Annotated in this window: 20 protein-coding genes; 12 read left to right on the plus strand and 8 right to left on the minus strand. The window is 44.2% G+C overall.

Annotation, left to right across the window (positions count from 1 at the left end):
* Positions 1–355 precede the first annotated feature (355 nt).
* Positions 356–1,705: an OmpA family protein gene (locus ACFGVR_RS06470; RefSeq protein WP_448701896.1), complete on the plus strand. Its 1,350-nt coding sequence runs from the start codon at positions 356–358 to the stop codon at positions 1,703–1,705.
* Between the two features lie 212 nt (positions 1,706–1,917).
* Here ACFGVR_RS06470 and ACFGVR_RS06475 read toward each other — a convergent pair whose 3' ends face one another.
* The 6 genes from ACFGVR_RS06475 to ACFGVR_RS06500 are packed head-to-tail and all read right to left on the minus strand — an operon-like array spanning position 1,918 to position 6,150.
* The gene (locus tag ACFGVR_RS06475) at positions 1,918–2,280 is read right to left on the minus strand and encodes a response regulator (RefSeq protein ID WP_448701897.1); all 363 of its coding nucleotides are present in this window, start codon (positions 2,278–2,280) and stop codon (positions 1,918–1,920) included.
* Entirely contained in the window at positions 2,277–3,470 is a 1,194-nt protein-coding gene (locus ACFGVR_RS06480) for an ATP-binding protein (RefSeq protein ID WP_448701899.1), read from the minus strand. The genes ACFGVR_RS06475 and ACFGVR_RS06480 overlap by 4 nt, the downstream gene beginning before the upstream one ends.
* Entirely contained in the window at positions 3,467–4,477 is a 1,011-nt protein-coding gene (locus ACFGVR_RS06485) for a serine/threonine protein kinase (RefSeq protein ID WP_448701900.1), read from the minus strand. The genes ACFGVR_RS06480 and ACFGVR_RS06485 overlap by 4 nt, the downstream gene beginning before the upstream one ends.
* Positions 4,470–4,883, minus strand: a complete 414-nt coding sequence (locus tag ACFGVR_RS06490; RefSeq protein ID WP_448701901.1) for an anti-sigma regulatory factor — start codon at positions 4,881–4,883, stop codon at positions 4,470–4,472. The genes ACFGVR_RS06485 and ACFGVR_RS06490 overlap by 8 nt, the downstream gene beginning before the upstream one ends.
* The gene (locus tag ACFGVR_RS06495) at positions 4,864–5,274 is read right to left on the minus strand and encodes an STAS domain-containing protein (protein ID WP_448701902.1); all 411 of its coding nucleotides are present in this window, start codon (positions 5,272–5,274) and stop codon (positions 4,864–4,866) included. Before ACFGVR_RS06495 ends, ACFGVR_RS06490 begins: the two co-directional genes overlap by 20 nt.
* Positions 5,275–5,286: 12 nt before the next feature.
* Positions 5,287–6,150, minus strand: coding sequence for an STAS domain-containing protein (locus ACFGVR_RS06500; RefSeq protein ID WP_448701903.1), 864 nt, complete (start codon positions 6,148–6,150; stop codon positions 5,287–5,289).
* 298 nt (positions 6,151–6,448) lie between these two features.
* Here ACFGVR_RS06500 and ACFGVR_RS06505 point away from each other — a divergent pair, with 298 nt between their 5' ends.
* From ACFGVR_RS06505 to ACFGVR_RS06535, 7 genes are all read left to right on the plus strand, one after another.
* Entirely contained in the window at positions 6,449–8,053 is a 1,605-nt protein-coding gene (locus ACFGVR_RS06505; RefSeq protein ID WP_448701904.1) for a L,D-transpeptidase family protein, read from the plus strand.
* Between the two features lie 442 nt (positions 8,054–8,495).
* Positions 8,496–8,942 (plus strand): hypothetical protein, encoded by a 447-nt coding sequence (locus tag ACFGVR_RS06510; protein ID WP_448701905.1) that lies wholly within the window; start codon positions 8,496–8,498, stop codon positions 8,940–8,942.
* A 29-nt stretch (positions 8,943–8,971) separates the two neighbouring features.
* Complete coding sequence (locus ACFGVR_RS06515; RefSeq protein WP_448701906.1) at positions 8,972–10,849, plus strand: GMC family oxidoreductase; 1,878 nt, start codon at positions 8,972–8,974, stop codon at positions 10,847–10,849.
* A 3-nt stretch (positions 10,850–10,852) separates the two neighbouring features.
* A complete protein-coding gene (locus tag ACFGVR_RS06520) occupies positions 10,853–11,980 on the plus strand; it encodes a ferritin-like domain-containing protein (protein ID WP_448701907.1) in 1,128 nt (375 codons plus the stop codon).
* 14 nt (positions 11,981–11,994) lie between these two features.
* Entirely contained in the window at positions 11,995–12,354 is a 360-nt protein-coding gene (locus ACFGVR_RS06525) for a putative quinol monooxygenase (protein WP_448701908.1), read from the plus strand.
* 44 nt (positions 12,355–12,398) lie between these two features.
* Positions 12,399–14,015 (plus strand): GMC family oxidoreductase, encoded by a 1,617-nt coding sequence (locus ACFGVR_RS06530; RefSeq protein WP_448701909.1) that lies wholly within the window; start codon positions 12,399–12,401, stop codon positions 14,013–14,015.
* Positions 14,016–14,050: 35 nt separating this feature from the next.
* Positions 14,051–15,079, plus strand: coding sequence for a heme-binding protein (locus ACFGVR_RS06535; protein WP_448701910.1), 1,029 nt, complete (start codon positions 14,051–14,053; stop codon positions 15,077–15,079).
* 61 nt (positions 15,080–15,140) lie between these two features.
* On the opposite strand, the gene ACFGVR_RS06540 is transcribed toward ACFGVR_RS06535, so the two are convergent.
* The gene (locus ACFGVR_RS06540; protein ID WP_448701911.1) at positions 15,141–16,349 is read right to left on the minus strand and encodes a PQQ-dependent sugar dehydrogenase; all 1,209 of its coding nucleotides are present in this window, start codon (positions 16,347–16,349) and stop codon (positions 15,141–15,143) included.
* A gap of 244 nt (positions 16,350–16,593) precedes the next feature.
* Here ACFGVR_RS06540 and ACFGVR_RS06545 point away from each other — a divergent pair, with 244 nt between their 5' ends.
* Complete coding sequence (locus ACFGVR_RS06545) at positions 16,594–17,643, plus strand: hypothetical protein (protein ID WP_448701912.1); 1,050 nt, start codon at positions 16,594–16,596, stop codon at positions 17,641–17,643.
* 13 nt (positions 17,644–17,656) lie between these two features.
* Here ACFGVR_RS06545 and ACFGVR_RS06550 read toward each other — a convergent pair whose 3' ends face one another.
* Positions 17,657–19,051 (minus strand): metallophosphoesterase, encoded by a 1,395-nt coding sequence (locus ACFGVR_RS06550; RefSeq protein WP_448701913.1) that lies wholly within the window; start codon positions 19,049–19,051, stop codon positions 17,657–17,659.
* A gap of 149 nt (positions 19,052–19,200) precedes the next feature.
* Between ACFGVR_RS06550 and ACFGVR_RS06555 the strand changes: the two genes are divergently transcribed.
* From ACFGVR_RS06555 to ACFGVR_RS06565, 3 genes are all read left to right on the plus strand, one after another.
* Positions 19,201–19,554 (plus strand): YciI family protein, encoded by a 354-nt coding sequence (locus ACFGVR_RS06555; RefSeq protein WP_448701914.1) that lies wholly within the window; start codon positions 19,201–19,203, stop codon positions 19,552–19,554.
* A gap of 119 nt (positions 19,555–19,673) precedes the next feature.
* Complete coding sequence (locus ACFGVR_RS06560; protein WP_448701916.1) at positions 19,674–20,912, plus strand: RNA polymerase sigma factor; 1,239 nt, start codon at positions 19,674–19,676, stop codon at positions 20,910–20,912.
* A gap of 20 nt (positions 20,913–20,932) precedes the next feature.
* On the plus strand, positions 20,933–21,844 hold the full coding sequence (locus tag ACFGVR_RS06565; RefSeq protein WP_448701917.1) for a hypothetical protein: 912 nt from the start codon (positions 20,933–20,935) through the stop codon (positions 21,842–21,844).
* Positions 21,845–21,961: the final 117 nt, after the last annotated feature.

Below are 21,961 nucleotides of genomic sequence, written 5' to 3' on the forward strand. Positions count from 1 at the left end.
AACTGACTTAACACAGGAAGCGCCGGCAGCAATTGCCGAACGTGCCGAACACGGCATCTGTGCAAGCCGATACTTAAATATACTAAAAACAGCCACCTGTTATGGGGGCTGTTTTTAGTATAGATCAGATCTAATTTACCAACTCATCCTATCGTTACGCCTATTCAGTATTATTAACACAGTTTGTCTTTTAAACAACACAGTTATTTTTCTTGCAGGTTAATAATATTGTATTATGTTTTACACGCTGTATTTTCCCCATTTCGTCTAAATCATTACAAATGTCTTTTAGGGCCGGGTTATTGAACATTGGACACTGTCGGGCATAAGCCCTGACTTGACTAACAATTTTACAATGAACTTTAATTTTACAAAATCGTTGCTTGCCCTGTCATTAGTGGGTATATCGGCCGCAGCGTCCGCCCAAACAATGGGTTCTGATTCAACTAGTCGTTTTCAGAAGCGCCAATTCCGTACTTGGTCTATCGGCCTGAATGGTGGTATCCTTACCGCAGCCACTCCATTTAATAATGAGAACAATGGCGATTTCCGCAGCCCGCAAATCAGCTGGGGATACGGCGCTTACGTTAAAAAGCAAATTTTACCGGGCTTCGGTTTACAAGCCGATTTCATGGCCGGTACTGTTAAGGGCGTACGTGCCAATACATTGCCGGCAGGTACCGCAGAGCAGGATAACAGCAGCTACAACAGCCGCATCAACTGGGCGGGGTCGTTAAGCGCAAACTTTACTGTAGCAAATGTAAGCCTTAACCAAAAGCGCAGTTTCCTGGCACCTTACTTAACTGCTGGTGCGGGTTACATGTCTAACAGCGCCCATGTGTTAAACACGCCGGCCGGTAACAATACTAATTACCATAACAATTTTTATGTACCAGTAGGTGCCGGTCTTAAACTGGGTTTGTCCCGTGTAATAAACCTGGATTTGGGCTATACAGTTAACTTCATGAAATCACGTGATTTTGATGGTGTAGTAGGTTCACTGAATGACCGTTTTGCTTATGCGCATGCCGGTATCGAAATTGCCATGGGTAAAAAGAAAAGCTCGCAATTGCAAAACTTTAGTGCAGTAGCTGCCATCCGCGAGGAAAGCGCCGCCGAAGCTAACGAACTGCGTAACCGTTTAGCCATGGCCGAACAAGCACGTATGCGCGACCAGGAGCAATACGCCGCAGCTGCTGCGCAATTAGCTAAAGATATGGGTGATGATGACAAGGATGGTGTTGCCAATAAATTTGATAAATGCCCGGGTACACCGGCTAATAAAACAGTTGATGGTGCAGGTTGTCCATTAAAAGTTCCGGCGCCGATTATTCAACAAAAAGTGATTGTAACTGAGGCTGACCGCAAGGTAGTAGGCGAAGCAATCAAAAACCTGGAGTTTGAATTAGGTAAAGCCACTATCAAGGAACGTTCATTTGCTACATTAGACCGCGTTGCCGACCTGTTGGTTCAAAAGAATTTCAGCCTTAAGTTAGCCGGTCACACCGATAATACAGGTTCAATGACATTAAACTTAGCCTTATCAAAGGATCGTGCAGAAGCAGTTAAAGCTTACCTGGTATCTAAAGGTGCTAACGCCTCTACTATCGAAGCTACGGGTTACGGTCCTAACCAGCCTATTGCTACTAATAAAACTGCAGCAGGCCGTCAGCAAAACCGCAGAGTTGAGTTCTCGTTATTTTAATTATAAGTATAGAGGTTTAAGTTGACCTTTTTTTGAAGAGCCGTTCCCGAAAGGGAGCGGTTTTTTGTATGTAAAAGGAATAGCTGATTTGTAGCACGATCAGAAGGTGTGGCGTCGCTATGCGAAGCCGGATATTTCCTCACTAAGCCATTTAAACATCAGCGCTTACCGGATATTCCTGGTGTGGTCAAATCGGCATTATAGTAATTATTTTATTTACTAAGCCAATTAGTTGCCGTTTGTTTCAGCACGTCCAGATCAAAAGGCTTGGGCAGGTAGTGGTTTGCCCCTGCGGCGGCGGCCAGTTGTTCAATATCGTTGTTCGCCGAAAAATAGATAACCGGGATTTTTTGTAAGATAAGATCGGCCTTGATTAGCTTTGTGGCTATCACACCGCCTTCATTGGGTATGCAATTATCCATCAGGATCACATCAGGTTGGTAAGCGCGTATACGGTCAATAATGTTGCAGCAATCAGCATAGGTTTTCACCTCCCAACCTTCTTCTTCCAGTATAAACGTACAGATTAACTGGATGTCTTCGTCATCATCAAAGATCAGGATCTTTTTACTCATGTCGCTAAAGGTATCGTTAAATAAAAAGTAGAACCACGTCTTTCGGTGCTCTGCACCCAAATTCTACCCTGATGATCATTAACGATTTTGGAAGTAATAAATAAACCCATGCCCAAACCGGTATGGCTTTTCAGTACATCTTTGGCCCGATAAAATTTATCAAAGACGGAGGTCATCGTTTCAGGTGTCATGCCTCTACCCTGGTCGGTCACACTAATCGTAGCCAAACCATCGCCCAATAACAGCGTACTGATCGTAATATCAGTGTTCCGTTCTGAATATTTGGCGGCATTACCCAACAGATTTGCAAACACCTGTTCCATCCTTAATTCATCGATCAAAACTTCCGTATCGGCTGAAAATGTAGTGGTAAACGTATGGTATGGTAAAATATGCTGCATAACTTCTACCTGCCGCTTTAAAAAGTTATTCAAACTAACGGGCTCGATCTGATACTGCAAATTGCCATTTTCTATCTTAGAGATATCCAGCAACTGCTGCACCAGTGTCATTAGTTTGGTAGATTGTGTATCAATCTTACCGAGTAACTCTCGTAAGTGATCGCTCACCGGCTCTTTAGTTGCCAGGGCCATTTGAGTATAGGCCTTTAGAACCGTCATCGGCGTTTTGATCTCATGACTGGCGATAGAAATAAACTCTGTCTTTTTCTCGTCGATCAGCTTGGATTGCTGTAGTTGAGCTTCCTGCTCGTTGGCCAGCCTGTTCAGACTGACATTGCGCTGTTTGATCTCTTCATAAGCATTCAGCGGAGATGCCTCCTCAAAATCCTTTTTTAAAACACTGATCTTTAGCGGATCGAGTTTGAGTGAACGGGGCAGGCCGATCTTCATCATGATCATATTGCCGCTTTCGGTCTCGGATAGTTCAAATCCCGGCACCAGCTTTTGCGCATAATAAAAACCGGCATCACCGTTGGTAAACCGGATGCTGCTGTCGAAAGTGACCGTCGCCATTAAACTGTAACGTGTTTGGTTTTGCTCCAGTCCGATAGCCAGCAAACCGTCATCAGTATGCTCTATTACTGTCCGGGCAATCTCCGAAACTGCGGTCGCAAAAGTGGTTTGTGTAGCTAAGGTTAAGCCCAACTTCTCCGCTACCCGCATTGACCTTTTGTGGGCCAGCACGAGATCCATCTCATTTTCTAAAGAGATCGCTACGACTTTGATCATTTTGTTTTCGCAATTACAACTGACATGTCATCATTCCGGCGGGCGTGGTCTTTATAAATAGCTGCGGCCAGGATGCTAAGGTCATATTTATACATCAACGGGTAACGTAACATATCGATGCGCGTTTTGATACCGTCTGAGCAGAGCATCACCTGGTTAAACTCTTCCGCGGGGTATTCCTGATCGTTCATTGTCCCCGGAATGTTATGGCCAACAATACCATTGTAGGACATATGATTCTTAAAATTTACCGGGCCCGACACACGTAACGCAATGTTGCCGATACCTGCTGACGTCCATACCTTGCGCGCAAAATCATAGGCAACAATATTGATCACCGCGCCACGGGTCTTTTTAATGGCGTTATGAATGAAACGTAAAGTTTCGGTCGGGCTGTAATCCGGAAACACTTTAAATGCTACGGCAGCCTCATTGATTGCCTTGTTAGCCTCAGGGCCATGACCCAAGCCATCGGCCAACATCATTTTCAGGTACTTGTCGGTCTTTTTGTAGGTAAAACCATCGCCACTTGTTTTTTCGCCGGGTTTATAAACCACTATCGGCCGCATAATAACCTGATTGGTGGCTTTAATTTTTTCAGGGTCGCTATAAACACGGCTTAACGCAATGGTGCCCCACCCGATCTGTGAGTAAAGTTCGAAGATATCGGACATTCTTTTCATACTGCCCAGCCCGTGCCCAAGTGTGTTAGAAGTGGAAATACCATCCTGCATCATTCTGGCAGGATTTATCATCCCTGGCCCGTTATCAATACTGATGAGTTCGACATAAGGGGAACCGCCATTTGGAAATACCCCCATTAGTAGTTCCCCATCATTGCTGTATTTGAAAAGATTCGAGGTCATTTCGGCAACGATCAAATCAAGTGCATTAATCCGTGCCGGAGCAATGCCCCCTTCGGTAGCCAGCCGATGGATCTCTTTTTTGATGAGTGAAAAATAACTCCGGTCATGGGCCGTAAAACTGATATGTGTAGCGTCAACCATTGGCCCATTTTAAAATGATAATTACTGTACCTTCACCCACTTTACTTTTAATCTCAAATTCATTAACCAGGCGTTTGGTGCCCGGCAGGCCTAAGCCCAGACTTTTACCGGTCGAAAAACCATCTCGCATAGCAGCCTGGATATCAGGAATCCCGGGGCCTTTATCAGAAAATGTCAGGCGTACGCCGTTATTGCGACCTGACGAAACCACTTCGATAATACAAACACCTCCATTAGCGTACCGCATCATGTTGCGTACCAGTTCGCTGCAGGCAGTTAGTAGGCGGGTTTGATTAACCAACCCCATTTTTATTTTCACAGCCGTTTCCTTAACGCGGTTTTTTAAAAAAACCACATCCTGTTCCTTAATGACCTGGATGGTATCTTTACTCAGTGATAAGGTCATCTGCTGTCTGGTCTTGGTCTGCGTCCTCTTCGGTTTCGTCAATCATGGATTTCAGCAATCGCATACCTTTTTCCATATCCAAAGCGGTGTGCACGCCTTTTAGCGGCAAGCCCAGCTCAATTAAAGTAATAGCTACTGCAGGCTGCATACCTACAACAACAGTTTCTGCATCCAGTATTTTGGACATACTGGCAATATTGCCAATGATGCGCCCCATGAACGAATCTACAATGGAAACCGCCGAGATATCTATCAGTACACCTTTGGCGCTTGTTTTATTAACCATTTGTACCAGGTCGGCTTCCAGATTGAGTGCCAGCCGGTCGTAAAGGTCAACTTGTATTGACACGAGCAAAAAAGCTCCCATCCGTAGAATAGGAATTTTATCCATTAACTTCGATTATTAAGATTTTAAAACAGCGCTGATCTTTTTGACCTCCAAACGCATTTCCTTGAACGAATAAGCCAGGGCACTGGCCAATGTTGCTTTGGTGATGATATTGGAAAGATCGATGCCTAAATGCACTACCGTTTGCGCAATTTCCGGACGGATGCCACTAATAATACATTCGGCACCCATCAGGCGCGTGGCACTTACGGTTTTGATCAGGTGCTGCGCGACAAGTGAATCTACCGCAGGTACGCCGGAAATATCCAAAATGGCAATGCTGGAACCGGTTTCCACGATCTCCTGCAAAAGGTTTTCCATTACAATCTGTGTACGGGCGCTGTCCAAAGTACCGATGATCGGCAAGGCTAAAATGCCATCCCATACCCGTATCACTGGTGTAGATATTTCAGTGATCTCGTCGGTTTGACGTAATATCACCTCTTCCCGGCCCTTAATAAAGGTTTCAAAAGTTACAACGCTAAGGCTATCCATCAAACGATTGATCTTCCTGCTTTCTGTAAACAACTTCATGGGATCACCTTTAAGCTCATCCATCAGAATTTCCAAAATGGCTTCTTTTAAAGAGAACACAAAGTTTCCGGTTTCGCGGGGACTAAAGCCCTGTCGGGCACGGGTAATTGCGATCCCGCCTAAAATCTCAATAACCGGACTCCATTCGTCTGAATCCAGGTTGGTGAAATTTCCACTTGATAAATTACCAACTAACGCCGTGATCAACTCTTCAGACTGGTTGCGTAATTCGTCGTTACTGATAAGGTCTTCGCGTAAACCTTCATCGGCCAGTTGGTTCTTCATCCAGAGTTCAAGGATGTTTTTTTTCTTGTTTTTTAACAATTGCTGTGTGGTTTGTGACATGGATGAAGGATACAGATTAAAAGATAAGCTATAAGATTCAAACTTGGCAAGTTGAATATTTAAAGGGGTAAGGTATGGATAAGATTTCATTATAGGAAATTCTTTTTCCTGTAATTTTAAGTGATTAAATAATGGATAAATGTCGTAATTGACTGATATATAAAAGCCCGGAGGGAAGGATTTCTAATCTTTACCTCCTTAATTAGTTACCAACAATTCAAATTGATACCTACTCTCGCGTGTTTCGCTTTCTTATTATGCTGTTTAACCTTATCTTAGTTCTTAAACCAATAGCCGTATGAAAAATATACTATTCTTATTGCTATCACTTACTTTATTAGCCGCCTGTAAACAAGGTCAAAAAAAGCGGGCGGAAAAAAGTGGTGCGGAAAATGAATGGGATCATTCTATTACCGGGAGTTTCAGCGGGCAAGTGACCCTCAAACTAGATAGCGATCGATTAGACAGTTTTTTCTCAAGCTATCCGGATTTAAAAAAGCAAGCCAAACAGGTAAAACAATTTTATAGGGACCGTCAATTTGCATTGGCCTGGTATGATCGGGGCCAGGTGATCGAACAGGCCGGTAATCTGGCCAACCGGGTGATGAACCTGGAAAATGATGGCATTTACCGTACTATACCGTATCAGCGGGAGCTTGATTCGTTGATCCATGAAGAGGCGCCGAATACAAGATCGCCTAAGCCAGATCTTAACCTTGAGCTGATGCTTACTGCACAATATTTTGCTTTTGCCGATATGGTATACAATGGCGTTGACGCCACAACGAGTATAGCAAGCGGATGGAATGTGCCCCGTAAAAAGCTGGATTATAAGACTTACTTAGACAGCCTGCTCAGCACCTCTCCTAAACAAACAGCCCAGGAGCCGGTATATCGCCAATATAAATTGCTAAAAAAATTCCTGGCAAAGTACCGTACAATAGATGCAATGGGGCAATGGAAACCAATTGTATCGGCCAAACTCAAAGCCGGCGATAGTTCACATGCGGTCAGCCTTATAAAGCAACGTCTTTTTCTGCTTGGCGACTATAATGGCGATACCACCGGTATACATTACGACGATGCGTTACAAGCCTCGGTTAAGGCCTTCCAGAGCAGGCACGGGCTTAGTATAAACGGAACGGTTGATGCTTCAACCCTGGCTGCGCTCAATGTGCCTTTAAAACAACGGATCGTTCAGATATTGGTCAATATGGAACGCAGTCGCTGGCTGCCTGTATCTTTAAACTCCTATTATCTCGCGGTTAATATCCCCGAGTTTAAATTACATGTTTACCATGCCGATAGCTTATTATGGAGTTGTAAGGTAGTTGTTGGGCAAACTGTCCATCCAACTACCATTTTTTCAGGAAACGTCAGATATGTGGTATTTAGTCCTTACTGGAATATACCGCCAAGTATTGTACGCAATGAAGTATTGCCCGGAATTAAACGTAATGCAAATTATCTGAGAACGCACCGAATGGAAATCACCGGTAAGGAAGATGGATTGCCAACTATCAGGCAGTTGCCGGGTGAATCAAACTCGTTGGGGTTGGTGAAATTTTTGTTCCCAAACACGTATAATATTTATTTGCATGATACGCCGTCGCGATCACTGTTTGGCGAAACCACACGGGCGTTTAGTCACGGTTGTATCCGGGTTAGCCAACCTGCCAGGCTGGCCGCATTTTTATTGGCAGATAGCTCTAAATGGAATCAGGCAATGATCGATAAAGCCATGCATACCGGGAAGGAGCGAACCGTTACGCTTAAAAATAAGATACCTGTGTTTATTGCCTATTTTACAGCATTTATTGACCGGGAAAACAAGATTAATTTCAGGAAAGACATCTACAACCTGGACGACCGCCTTGCCGATGCATTAATACGCGTACAATAACGTGTTGGACTTGTTTTTGAGATAAAGCCGTTATTATTGAATCAACTACGCCGGTAAAATTAGTCTCACCCTTGTTTTTCATAAGCCCCCCAATTACTCTTAGTATTTTAGTAAAAATACCTTAAATATGGCATGGTTATAATAAATCTGCCATGGCAAAATATTTAAAGAAATAATAGGTATATGTTGATTTTTGAGTGTACACACAAATAACAATTATTTAATTTGTATTTATCAAACATCGATGTATCTTTATTATATAATTATTTAATAATTATGCAGATGTTGCTCCTGCTAAATTTGTAAAGTTTTCCTCATTTCTTTCATGTTAACTGCCGATGGGACCCTGGCATCGATATCATTTTTAGGAAAGTTATAAGGTATTGCATAATCATATCAGGACAGTACATCTGGAAAACCAATTATTAGCCTAAACCTAAATATGATGAATGATAACAGGGTAGAACTTTTCCTGAAAATTTCGGCATTGTTAACCGGCTTTAATAAAGCTGAGCTGCAGGGTACCGGAATGGTGGCAGTATACTGCGATTGTGTATCAAATACGCCTCAAAATCCCAATTACTCCGATGAAGATCTGAAAGCGAATACAGCTAACGCAGATTTCTTTTTTGCCGAAGTGAGCTCTATTTTCAAAACAAGCAAAAACGAAGCGGAAATTTTACAGGCCATCGCCAGCAGGCTGATGCCCGTTTCGGCTTATAACGCACTTGCGCAATCTATCATTAACTTATGGTACACAGGCAACTGGGGTGCAAATGTAGTAGCAGCGCAATCCTACATACAAGGCCTGATGTGGGATACTGCCGAGGCGCATCCGCCGGGCGCCAAACAGCCTGGGTTTGGTTCGTGGAGCTTGCCTCCTTTATAATCTTTTGATCGATACAAAAAATTACTGATATGAAAACTGATCACTATGATGTGGTAATTGCCGGGTCGGGTATAGCGGGTTCTTTGTTAGCCAAAACCCTTACTCAGGCCGGTAAAAAGGTATTGCTGCTTGAGGCCGGTTTGCAGGCGGGCGTGGCTTTAGATAGCGATGGCTCTTACCTGAATTATATGAGCTACCTGGATAGGTTCTATAAGGCCGCAGCCAAGGTCCCAAACTCGCCCTATCCTATACTAAAAGATGCGCCAACCTCAAACGTGCTCGATGTGGTTAAACTTACACCGGGCGGGCCGCCCCCGCCGGGTTACCTGGTGCAAATGGGGCCGTTGCCTTTTGCGAGCGATGCGGTAAGAGGGCCGGGCGGCACCATGCTGCACTGGCTGGGTACTACGCTGCGTATGTTGCCTAACGATTTTAAAATGAAAACCGTTTACAACCAGGCGGTGGATTGGCCTATTACTGCCAATGACCTGAAACCATATTACGAAATGGCCGAACTGGAAATAGGTGTTTCGGGAGATGTTGAAGAGCAGTTATACCCGGAAACGCCGCGCGATTATTTTGGCAAAGGATATGTGTTCCCGATGCATAAAATACCGCAAAGCTACCTGGATGCGGAGATCAAAAATAAAACCGAGAACCTGGTAGTTAAGCTCAACCACCGCGAATATAAATTAACCTGCATCAGCACTCCGCAGGGACGTAACTCTACCCCAAATCGTAAATACCGTTACCGGGATGTAATTTGGGATAAAGCTGCAAAAAAGCTGAAGCTTCAAACCCAGGAAGATGTTTATAACCCGGTGCCATCCTTATGGGATGCCTATACCGGCCAGCGTTGCGAAGGTAATGCCAGCTGTGTGCCTATTTGCCCGGTGCAGGCCAAATATAATCCGTTAAAAACATTAAAACGGGCAGATTTTAAACATCTCACTATTATCACCCAGGCAGTGGCATCAACCATTACTATTGATGATAAAACCAAAGAAGTAACCGGCATAGTTTATAAACGCTATAACAATCCCGATTCGCCCGAATATGTAACCGGGGTAGCCAAAGGAACCATCTACGTGCTTGCCGCCAATGCCATCGAAAACGCCAAAATATTACTGGCATCGGGCGCGGCTAACAGCAGCGATCAGGTAGGCCGTAACCTGATGGACCACATGGTAATGCTAACCTGGGGGCTGACCAAAGAAAAGATCTACCCATACCGTGGTCCGGGTTCTACTACCAATATCGCTACCTTTCGGGATGGACCCTTCCGCTCTGAACATGCGGCATGGATCTCGCCGTTGGATAACTGGGGCTGGAGCTGGCCGGTATTTTCGCCGGGTTCGGATGTAAGTGCTGCGGTAAGCAACGGTATGTTTGGCAAAGAGCTGCGCGAATACCTGAACCAAAGGCTTACCCGCCAGTTTTTGCTGCATTTTGAATGTGAGCAAAGTCCCGACCCCCAAAACCGGGTAACTATCGATCATCAATATCTCGACCCGCTGGGTAACTATAAACCGATCATCCATTATTATGCTACCGATTATATGCTCAAATCGATGGAGGCGGGTAAGATCGTGTCCGATCAGATCTTTGAAGCCAATGGTATCGAAGATCACACTGTTTACGATCCGGTGAACGATGCCGGGTATGTAACCTATAAGGGCCAGGGTTATACCTACCGTGGTGCCGGCCATATTGTGGGCACGCACCGTATGGGTTTTAATAAAAACGACTCGGTAGTAAACCACGAGCAGCGCACCTGGGATCATCCAAACTTGTTTTTAGCAGGATGCGGTAATATGCCTACACTGGGTACATCTAACCCATCACTTACCATGACGGCCCTGACATTTAAAGCCGCAGAGGCTATTCTTAAACAACTTGAAAAATAACCGATGAAAGCCGCATATCAACAACCCAATAATCCTAAAAGGCAAAAATTGCTTAAACCGCTGCCTGCCATTAAGCATGTAAGTAGCCTTTCGGCAGAGAAAAATACAGGCGACGATGGTACGATAAATAACATTGAAGATCTGAAAGCCGCCTTACAAAACGCCATCGAACTGGAGCACTCTACCATACCACCGTATTTATGTGCGCTTTATTCCATCAAGGATGGCACCAACCAAAAAGCTGTTGACGTGATCAGGAGCATTGTGGTTGAAGAAATGCTGCACATGATACTGGCCTGCAATATCCTGAATGCCATAGGCGGTGAGCCAAAGATCAATAAGCGCGATTTTGTCCCAACCTATCCCGGCCATTTACCCGATAGCGATAACTCGTTTGTAATTAACCTGGAGAAATTTTCAAGGCATACCGTCGATATTTTTTTAAAGATAGAAAAGCCTGCCCATACTGACGCGCCACCCAAAAGCAAAGGTTACCATACCATCGGGCAGTTTTACCAGGCGGTGCGCATTGGGCTCGAATTTGTAAACGCTAATACACCCGGCGGCATATTCACCACCGATGAAAAGCAACGTGCCAAACAGATCACCGAAGAGCATTACTATGGAAGCGGCGGCCAGATCATCCCGGTTTATACCATAGATGATGCAAGGCAGGCTATAGCCGAAATAGTTGGTCAGGGCGAAGGTATTGATGATACGATCGAAGATTCTGACCAGAAAATGTTTGGCCAGGGCATTGAGTATGCGCATTATTTTCGCTTTAACGAGCTGCACCTGGAGCAGTTATACCAGGACACTGATACACCGAAAAGCGGCCCTACCGGTGATAAGATAGTGGTGGAATGGGACGCTGTGCACAACATGAAACGGAACCCCAAAGCGGTTGATTTTGAGAAATACCCGGAACTGTATGAAAAAGTTAAATCGTTTAACCGCACTTATACGCTTTTGCTGGATAATATTCACAATGCCTGTAACGGGCAGCCCGATCTGTTAATGAAAGGTGTAGCCATGATGTATCAGCTCAAATACAAAGCGGTTGAGCTAATGAATATCCCAATACCGGGCACAACCTATACAGCGGGCCCGAGCTTTGAGTTTGAAACCTAAATATTTAAAACTATATGTATCCACTTATTTCAAAATGGTATATCGCACCAAAGCATAAAGACGAAGTAATTGCAGCGCTTAAACAATTAGCAGGCGATGTAAAAAAACATGAACCGGGTACATTAACTTACCTTGTACATACGCCTGATGACCAGCAACCAAACATGCCAGGAGCTGCTGCCAATGAAGTGATATTTTTTGAGATATACCATGACGAAGCGGCTTTTCAAACACATATAAACGGACCTTATTTTAAAGACTTTGTAGCTAAATACGGGAGTTTGTTTGTAAATAATGCACAGCACGCACCATTTTCTACACTCAACGTAATGAAACACGAGGCTGGTTTTATCAGACCGGGAGTGGCTTTGTAAGTAATACCGGGATGCGATAATTCAAAACAATTTAATTAAAAATAATGAGCAGTAAAGAAGAAAAAAAAGCATCTGTTTATGATTATGTGATCATCGGTGCAGGTGCGTCGGGGCCAATTGTAGCAAACAGTTTGGCAACCGATGGGTTTACCGTACTGCTGCTCGAAGCAGGTTTAGGTGTTGATGCCGAAGATAAAGATGTATGGGACCCGCAAAGGTGGTTTAAGGTACAAGCTGATCCGGTTATTGAATGGGGTTACCATAGCACGGCTCAAAAAAACCTTAACGGCAGGTCGCTAAGTATGCAGCAATCACGCTGCCTTGGTGGCTGTACAATACACAACGCTATGGTTTACGTACGCGGCGGACAAACAACCTACAACTATTGGGAACAGAACCTGGGTTGTAAAGGTTGGGGATACAAAAGCCTGGAACCGCTATTTGACCAACTGGAAAAAAAGATAGGCGTGCTTACTGCCGAAAATGATGAACTATGTAAGGCTTTTTATGCTGCCGCACAAAACCAGGGCATTCCGTACAATAATGATTATAATCACAACAAAACCGAATACGGCCAGGTAGCTTTTCAGTTTGCTATTGAAGAAACCAAAGCAGGTTTGCGCCGCACAACCAGTTATGAAAAATATATTGGCCCTCAGCATAGTTTAAAAGGACTTACTGTAGAGCCGGGTGCATTTGTGCATACCCTGCTGTTTAAACACGAAGGCAAGAACGGTGTGATTGCTGATGGCGTGTATTACCAGGACAGGTTTGGCGAACTTAAAACCGTGCACGTAAATCACGAAGTGATTTTGAGCGCAGGTACAATTGCCAGTCCAAAAATATTGCTTCAATCGGGTGTTGGGCCCAAGGCCGAACTGCAGGCACTGGGTATAAACGTAGTAAAGGACCTGCCCGCTGTTGGGAAGAATTTTTATGACGACCTGGGCCTGCCCAGCATCTTTACCCAAAAGAAAGCGTTGCCGCCGCAGCCGTATGGCTTTATAACATCAGGGGTATTTGCTTCAACCGACCCTGAGTTTGAACCTGCTAACCCTAAATATGCGCAGGTTAATTTGGAGATGCAGGTTTGCAGCAGCGATCTGCCGGGCGCGCCATCGCTGGATGGTGTTCCATATTACAGCGTTGGCATGGCGGCTATGCACCTTAAAAGCAGGGGCTCCATTACACTTGCCTCTGCCGACCCGCGCGAACAACCGGTTGTAGATCCTAATTATTTAAGCGACCCGGACGGCGATGACCTAAAACAATGCAAAGCTGCGTTAATGCAGTCGCTGCGCATTTCGTGGGACGAGAGTCTTAACGATTGGCGCGGGCTGCCGCTCATCCCTTCCATTTTCCCCAATCCGGAAGCACCTGAGGGTTGGACCTGGGTTGGGCTTGAACAAACGCTTGATCAATACCTTGAAGACTATGTCAGGGCATCAGCGCTTTCCATTCAGCATTATATCGGCACTTGTTCAATGGGTACCGATCCGCAAACTTCGGTTGTCGGGCCCGATCTTAAAGTGCATGGAATTTCCAAACTAAGGGTCATTGATGCATCGGTTGCGCCTACTCCTGTTACCGGGAATACTGCAGGGGTATCTTATGTCATCGGGGCAAAAGGTGCGCAATTATTAAAATTAAAGAGTAAATAAAATATCCAATCCTTAAAAATTTTAAATAACAATTTATGGCAACAATTAAAAATTTAGCGGCAACACCCCTGGTGTTTAACCGCAAAGCAAACGGCAATAACTCTGCTTATGGCCCGCTGCAAACTTTGATCAATGGTAATACCTGGGTAGGCGATACCGGCTTCAATTTAATGGTGGTACCTAATCCCAAAAGCCAGTTTTTGGTGATGGTAAGCCAATTGTTCGAAACGCACAATTTTGAAGAAGTACCGGCACCGGTTCCAAACCGCAGTCAAAACAACGGTACGGCACAGGTGGGCGCTGTTAAATATTCGCAAATTGTGGCCGAAAATGTCAGCAAAAATATTTTGCACGAAGAAACCGGTATGTGGCTAAACCAAACACTGGGCACATTGCCTACCGACCCTACCGGTAACGGGTTACAGGCCATAACCGGCCAGCCCGAAACGGATTATGTAATTACCAACCCGGTAGTACGTTCAGGCACCATCCCGCATGGCAATACCATACAGGCAACCGGCGTGTGGACCGACTATACCTTATCTACACCCATAGTACCTGGCCCGATAGATCTGACGCCTTACATCGCGATCAATAACTTTCCCACCGAGGCAGGAGCCTTAAGTTTTTTACCGTATTTTGTCGATCAGTCGGACCCGACAGCTTTACAGGCTGATTACAGGGCACAAATTGCGGTTTCGCTGGATAATATCGGGCAAACCACTTTAACGGTTGACGATTTTGTTAACCCGATCTCGTTACTCAACAAATACACCAGCAATATCAGCGAGATCGTATCGATGGCGGTAACTACCGCGAACGACCAGGGCGGTGTGCTTAATGTGCCGTTTGCCAGAGGGGTGATCGGCCCGCAGGATTTTATCTGCACCTTTATGATCGAAACAGTGCAAAACAATCCAACTTACGCACCAACGCAGGATGAAAACCCAACGTTTTTCCAATTGCAATACCTGCAATCCATCCCGTTGTTGTTCCCTAAGGCGTACAACGGCAAGGATGTGGTATTCCCGCACTGGAATATTAATACGCTGATCGCGATCTAATAGCTGAAAGTTTAGTTAGTGTTTAAAACAGGCCCGTATCCCGGGCCTGTTTTGTATCTGGTCACTTCCACACATAATACAAGGCTCCGTTCTTATCGTCGGTAATAAAAAATGAATTGGCATCGTTCATCATTACATCGCAGGCCCGGCCATGGCGGTCGGTGTTTTTCTTGCCGGTTTGAAAACCGCTTACAATCTCCACATACTGGTCTTTGCCGGTTATCATTACTACCGCATTACCCCGTTGCCGCGAGATGGTTGTAGAGCCATGCAGAGCTACCAGGAAATTATTTTTTAACCGGGCGTCGTTAAAGTTGGCAAAGTAATCAAAACCCAATGGCGCCGAGTGCGCCTTAAAACCGCAATAAGCCAATGGCGGCATAGGTGGTATTTTAACGTGATGCAGTTTGGCCGAGTCGGTCATTTTGGTATCCAGGTATATTTTTTGCTGATACTGAAAATACCACGGCCAACCGTAATTATTTCCTTGCTCAAACGTGCCAAAAGTATCTTCGGGCTTATCTGGCCCTAACAGGTCGCGGCCCATACAGGTACCCCAAAGTTTGTTGTTTACCCATTTAATGGCAACGGCATTGCGTATGCCTGTGGCATATAAATGCTGTCCGGTTCCGTCGGGGTTCATTTCCATTACTGATGCCCTTACGTCTTCCCTTTCAACACAGGCATTACAACTGCTGCCTACGCTCACATATATTTTACCGCTATGCTGTGATAAACTGCGGGTAAGGTGCCAGCCGCCATATTTATAACCCAGTCCGTAATCGGGATAATGCGCCAGTATCTGCCCTGTGCCCTGTAAAGATCTGTCGCCGTTGTGATACTCAAAGCGCGATAATTTATCAGTTTCGGCAATGTAGATATAGTTTTTCCCTTTATCGGTGTAAAACATTACCTGGTTGGGGTTGTGCAGTTTATCGGCAAAAACTGTGGTTTTATTAAATTTTTTGGCGGTATTATCCCAGTCTTCAAAAAGATAAATGCAGCCTTGCTTATTGTCGGCCAGGCTATGCATATCTGTACAAAATAACCTCCCATCGGGGCTTTTTGCCAAAAAGCGCAGCCGGTGCATATCCTGTGCCGCTACGGTAATATGGTAACCGGCTGGTGTTGTAAGATCGAGTGCCGCACCCCTGTTTAATACGATATGATGCGAAAAATGGCTAACCTGCGCTTTAATATTAAGGCAGCAAAAAAATAACATTAAGGTGATGATAGGATAACGTAACGATGTGAAATTGCGAACTGGCATGATGATTGATTTGGACAGGTTGCAAATTATAAAAAAGATATCGCAATAGTTAAGTAGCGAAGGATATCTATCACTACTATGTCAAAAATGGAATAATGGGGTTGTTAACATGGTATAAAATCTAACTTTGCTGCGTAATTAACCTGTTACAATTAACAGTTAATAAGCTGACCTTTGCCGTTCAACTACCTGCGGCCACTAACAAAATGGTAGAGTTGTTGTAAATAAAAATGAATTAGGTATTATGAAGAAAAAAATACTATTCATAACCGGTTCCATCAATCAAACTTCGCAAATGCACCAGATAGCCCAGGAACTGGGTGATTATGATTGCTGGTTTTGCCAGTTTTTTACCGACCTGAAATGGGTAAACAAGTTGATAGAGCATACTTCGCTGCTCGACGGCACTATTTTAGCCGGACAGTTTAAAGAAAGATCGGAAGAATATTTAAGAAAGCACAAGCTGCAGATAGATTACCAGGCTAAAAAGAATAAGTACGACCTGGTTGTATATTGCAGTGACCTGCACATACCCCAACGGATGCGTCAAACCAAAACCGTATGGGTGCAGGAAGGCATGATAGACAGGTTTACCACCGTGAGCCGTATTGTTAAAGCGCTGAAACTTCCGCCTATTTTAAGTGGCAATACATCGCTTAACGGCTCATCAAATATTTGTGATATTTACTTTGCAGCTTCAGAAGGGTATAAAAAATACCTGAGTAATTTAGGTACAGATGCACGCAAGATAATAGTTACCGGGATGCCTAACTACGATAATATCCAGCAATACCTGAATAACGATTTTCCGCACCGCAACTACGTAATGGTTGCAACCAGCGATATGCGCGAAACTTTTAGGTGGGAAAACCGGCCTGCATTTATTAAGGAAGCAGTAAAGATAGCAGATGGCCGCCGTTTGCTTTTCAAATTACACCCGAACGAGAGATTTGAACGGGCCGAAGCCGAGATCCGCAAATATGCGCCCGAAGGTACGCTGATCTATCAAAGCGGTAACACCAACCACATGATAGCCAATTGTACCGAGCTGATCACGCAATATTCAACCGTGGTTTATGTAGGGATGGTTTTAGGTAAAAAAGTTCATTCGTATTTTGATAAGCAACAACTGGAAGAACTGGAACCGGTACAAAACGACGGTATGTCGGCCAGCAACATTGCCGATATTTGCCGTAATTTTATCGAATGCAACGAGCTTACACCATCATATCGTACCTTAAAACCCGCGCCGAGTTTGTTTAGCAGGTTAAAGGTAGCTCAGCACTCCATGTAAAAACCGGCGTAAGTTATTTAAGTACGCCGCCGCAATAACAGTTGGTGTATGTTGCCGCTGTTAAATTACCGGTTGCGCACCAGTAGGCTTTCCAGTTTTGGTTGTTGATGCCATCGAGCTTTGGATTGCTCATATCATAATAATTGATATAGCTGGTTAAACAAGCCGGTGTCGATAAGATCTTTTTGCGTACCGCGTCCAGGCTTGCCGGGTTAATGCCGGTTATACCATAGGTCTTTTGAAAATCGTACTCAAATACCCAGGCCGGAGTAGCTGCATTAAGATTGTAATAGTAGGTTTTTGAATTGAGCAGCTTAAACGATGCTTTGTTGTACGTTAAACTTTGAAAGCCGGGGTTATTGCCAAATAGCGGACTTACAGCAGGCGTAATATGCATAAAATATACTGGCGTGCCTTTGGTATCATACAATAACCTGAAATCGTCCATATGGGTATGGCCAGCAAAACCGGCGGTAATTGTAGCGGCATATTTGATCACCATTGCCTGGAACACGGTGTTGCATGAGTCGTTCCACATGGTGCGCACATTTTGAGCACAGGTACCTTTGCCGTTAATGGTTTTATTGACATCGATACCCGGTGGGATATGCGCCGCAAGCCATAACTTATTCTTTTTTTGCGCATCCGATTTAAGGATACCGCCAAGCCAGTTTAATTCGTCGGCAGCGGGGTGGGCCGGGTGTGTTTCGCACCTATTGTCATAATTGATAGAAAAAAAAATAGTATTTAACATAACCATTTTTCCTCCTGAGCCATCTTTCAGATTATAGGTATAATATCCGCCTTTGCTAAACTGGGCAATAAAAGCCTTATCTAAAGCTTTGTTATGGTTGCGTTGCAATGGTGCCCATGCTTTGGCGAATATGCTCAAAAACGGGCCGCCTGGATCAATCATATAATCGCCGCAGTACGAATCGTTGTTGCCTAATACGGGTAAAACAATGCTTTTTGGAAAATATTTGTCGAACATCAGCGCCATTACCTGGATGGTTTTTGAAGTGAACGACTGTACCGAATCGGGATATTGCGGCGCGTATTTGGCATAATTACTCTGGAAACTGTGGCATAAAAAATCGCCGGTAAGGATAATAAAAGCCGGCGATGGGTTTTGTTTTTTCATGGCCGCTATAGCCGATACGAACAATGGGAAATTAGAATCACTGTTATAGCTGTTAGGTTGTTTGATAGTTGATGAAGCAAAAATGGCGGGCCATTGTTTATAGTTGGCCTTAACCAGTTGATCCATCAGCGAAGGATCGAAAAACGGATCGAGGTGGATATCGGATGCACTGAGGATATTCCTGGTTGCTGATTGTTTGGACTGAGCCTTGCCGATCTGGAAGCTACAGGCAATAAGGAGTAATATAAAGGCGCCAAGGTTTTTCATAAACTAAATATATGATTAATAATACATTTAAATATTAAGAATAAACAAGCGGCACTAAATAAATTTTATGGGTTTTGTCCAATTAGGTTTAACCCGATTGATATGTGGTCAATTAATTATTATATTCATTAACAATAAAATTAAAAAAGATGGACGAGTACGCATTAATTATGAGGCATGAGGATGGCAGCAAGATAGCTTCGCCCGAGCAGATGCAGATTTGGATGAAACAAACCATGGATTGGATTGGCGGCATTGCCGCACAAAACAAATTTGTTAGCGGCACCGGCCTGTTGTTTGCCGATGCCAAAGTTGTAAGCCATGATAAAGTAGTAACAGATGGCCCTTTTGGCGAGATCAAAGAAACTATAGGCGGTTTAATGATAGTACGGGCCGAAAGTATGGACGAGGCCATTGAATTTGCAAAAGGCAGCCCGGTGCTGCAAGGTGAAGGCAATACCATGGAAGTACGCCGCATTGCCAAAAACGACGGAACACATTAACGTTATAAAATAGATAAAAGAACAAGGAATAAGGATCAAAGACGCTTTCAGAATCCTTATTCCTTGCTCCTTCCTCTTTGATCATTGCTGTAAGCTTAAGATATACAGGCCCTTATAAAATGGAACAGCAGGAGTTATTACCCCACTTATTCCGTACAGAATACAGCAAAATAGTTGCTGTACTGGCCAAAAAGTTTGGTTTTGACCAGGTAGAAACTGCCGAAGATATTGCCGGCGATACCTTTTTGGCGGCAACGCAAAGCTGGCCCTTAAACGGCATCCCACCCAACCCCACAGCGTGGCTGTATAGCGTGGCTAAAAACAAGGCCAAAAATTATTTGCAACGCAGCTTGCTCTACCAAAACAAGATCTCGCCCGAGCTGCAACAAGTTTACGATGGCATTCATGAGAATGATATCGACCTGTCGGCACAAAACATCAATGATAGCCAGTTGCAAATGATGTTTGCTATTTGCAGCCCGGTTATCCCCGCCGAAGCCCGGATAGGTTTAGCGCTGCGGATACTTTGCGGGTTTGGCATTACTGAAATTGCTGAAGCCTTTTTAACTAACAAAGAAACGATCAATAAACGCTTATTCAGGGCTAAAGAAAAACTGCGCGAAGAAAAAGTGAGGATCGAATTTCCGGGGGTCAAGGAAACGGAACAACGCCTCAATAATGTGTTAACTACCTTGTATTTACTGTTCAGCGAAGGGTATTATTCCGTTAGCCGGGATCAAACCATCCGGAAGGAATTGTGCTTTGAGGCCATCAGACTTTGCAATATGCTTGTTGAAAATAAAGTTACTGATAAGCCCCCGGTAAGCGCTTTGCTTTCGCTGATGTATTTCCAGGCATCGCGGTTAAACGCGCGTATTGATAAAGATGGCGAACTGGTTTTGTACGATGATCAGGATACCCGTTTGTGGGACGTTGAACTGATGAGCAAGGGCGGCTACTTTTTAAACCGGGCATCAACCGGAAATCAGCTTTCAAAGTATCATTTGGAAGCCGCTATTGCTTATTGGAGCACGCAAAAAACCGATACCAAACAAAAATGGGAAACCATTTTGCAACTCTACAACCGGTTATTACAAATCGAATATTCGCCCATTGCGGCACTTAACCGCACCTATGCCCTATCCAAAGCTAATGGTAAGCCGGAAGCCATTACCGAAGCCGAAAAACTGAAACTTACCGGCAACCATTTTTATTATGTGCTGCTGGGAGAGCTTTATACCGGCATTGATAATGGCCAGGCAAAAGCACATTTAGAAACGGCCTTCGCTATGGCTAAAACAAAAACAGATCAGCAAACGATCCAAAAGAAGATCGAAAAGCTCGGTAAAAAGCCTTGATGCCTTATCTTTGGCTTAACATGAATCAACCACTTATTTCCGAAATAGAAGCAGATATCCGGGACACCGAGATAAACCATGCGCTTTATGAAGAGCTAAATTTTAGCGCTCGTACTGATGCTATAGATTTTATCGACTTTCATGTTGTTGACAGGATTGAAGGTTTGCTGCAACAGGTGGAGCAATCCGGCGAGCTCCATAAACTAAAGCAATATGCCGAAAAGGTTAGAAACGAACTTGAACAGATCAATGCGGGGTTGTTTAAGCAGCTTCGGGAAAATATAAAACAGGGTATTTATCGTAATGGATCTTTCAAAAAAATGGTTGATGCTCACCTGGGGTACAACGTTGGTGATCTTACCCGGAACGGTGGGGTGGGTTATGATAACCTGGATCTTTTTATCAATGGTTTGTTATCTGAACAAGCTGCTCCCGAAGCTACGGTACAACGTGAATCTGAAATGGTTTTTTATCAAAAAATACCTGCGAGGATAATATTTGAGTTGAGCGAACTGGCAAAGATGAATAAGGATGATGTGTTTTTTGATTTGGGATCGGGCCTGGGCCAGGCAGTGATGCTGATCAATTTGATTTGTGGGTGTAAGGCTTACGGAGTAGAGTATGAACCTGCTTACAATGATTACGCACAAACACAGGCATCGCAATTAAACTTAGCAGATGTTGCGTTTATGAACGCGGATGCCCGCGAAGCCGACTATTCGACCGGAACGGTGTTTTTTATGTATACACCTTTTAATGGCGATATTTTGTACGAGGTGCTGCAGCTATTAAAAAACGAATCGAAAACACGGCCGGTCAGAATTTTTACCTGCGGGCCATGTTCATATGCTGTGGGTATGGAAAAGTGGCTTAACTGTTTAAATGGCAGCGGAGAGGATATTGATAAACTATATGAGTTTGTAAGTATGTGATATCCTTAAAAAATGCATAATGTTAATAATAAATAAATATTGCCATATTGATTTATTATTTAATTTAACATCGAAATTGCGACGTTTTGCACGCCCCTCATTTTTTTGTGAATGCGC

The organism is Mucilaginibacter aureus, assembly GCF_053514885.1.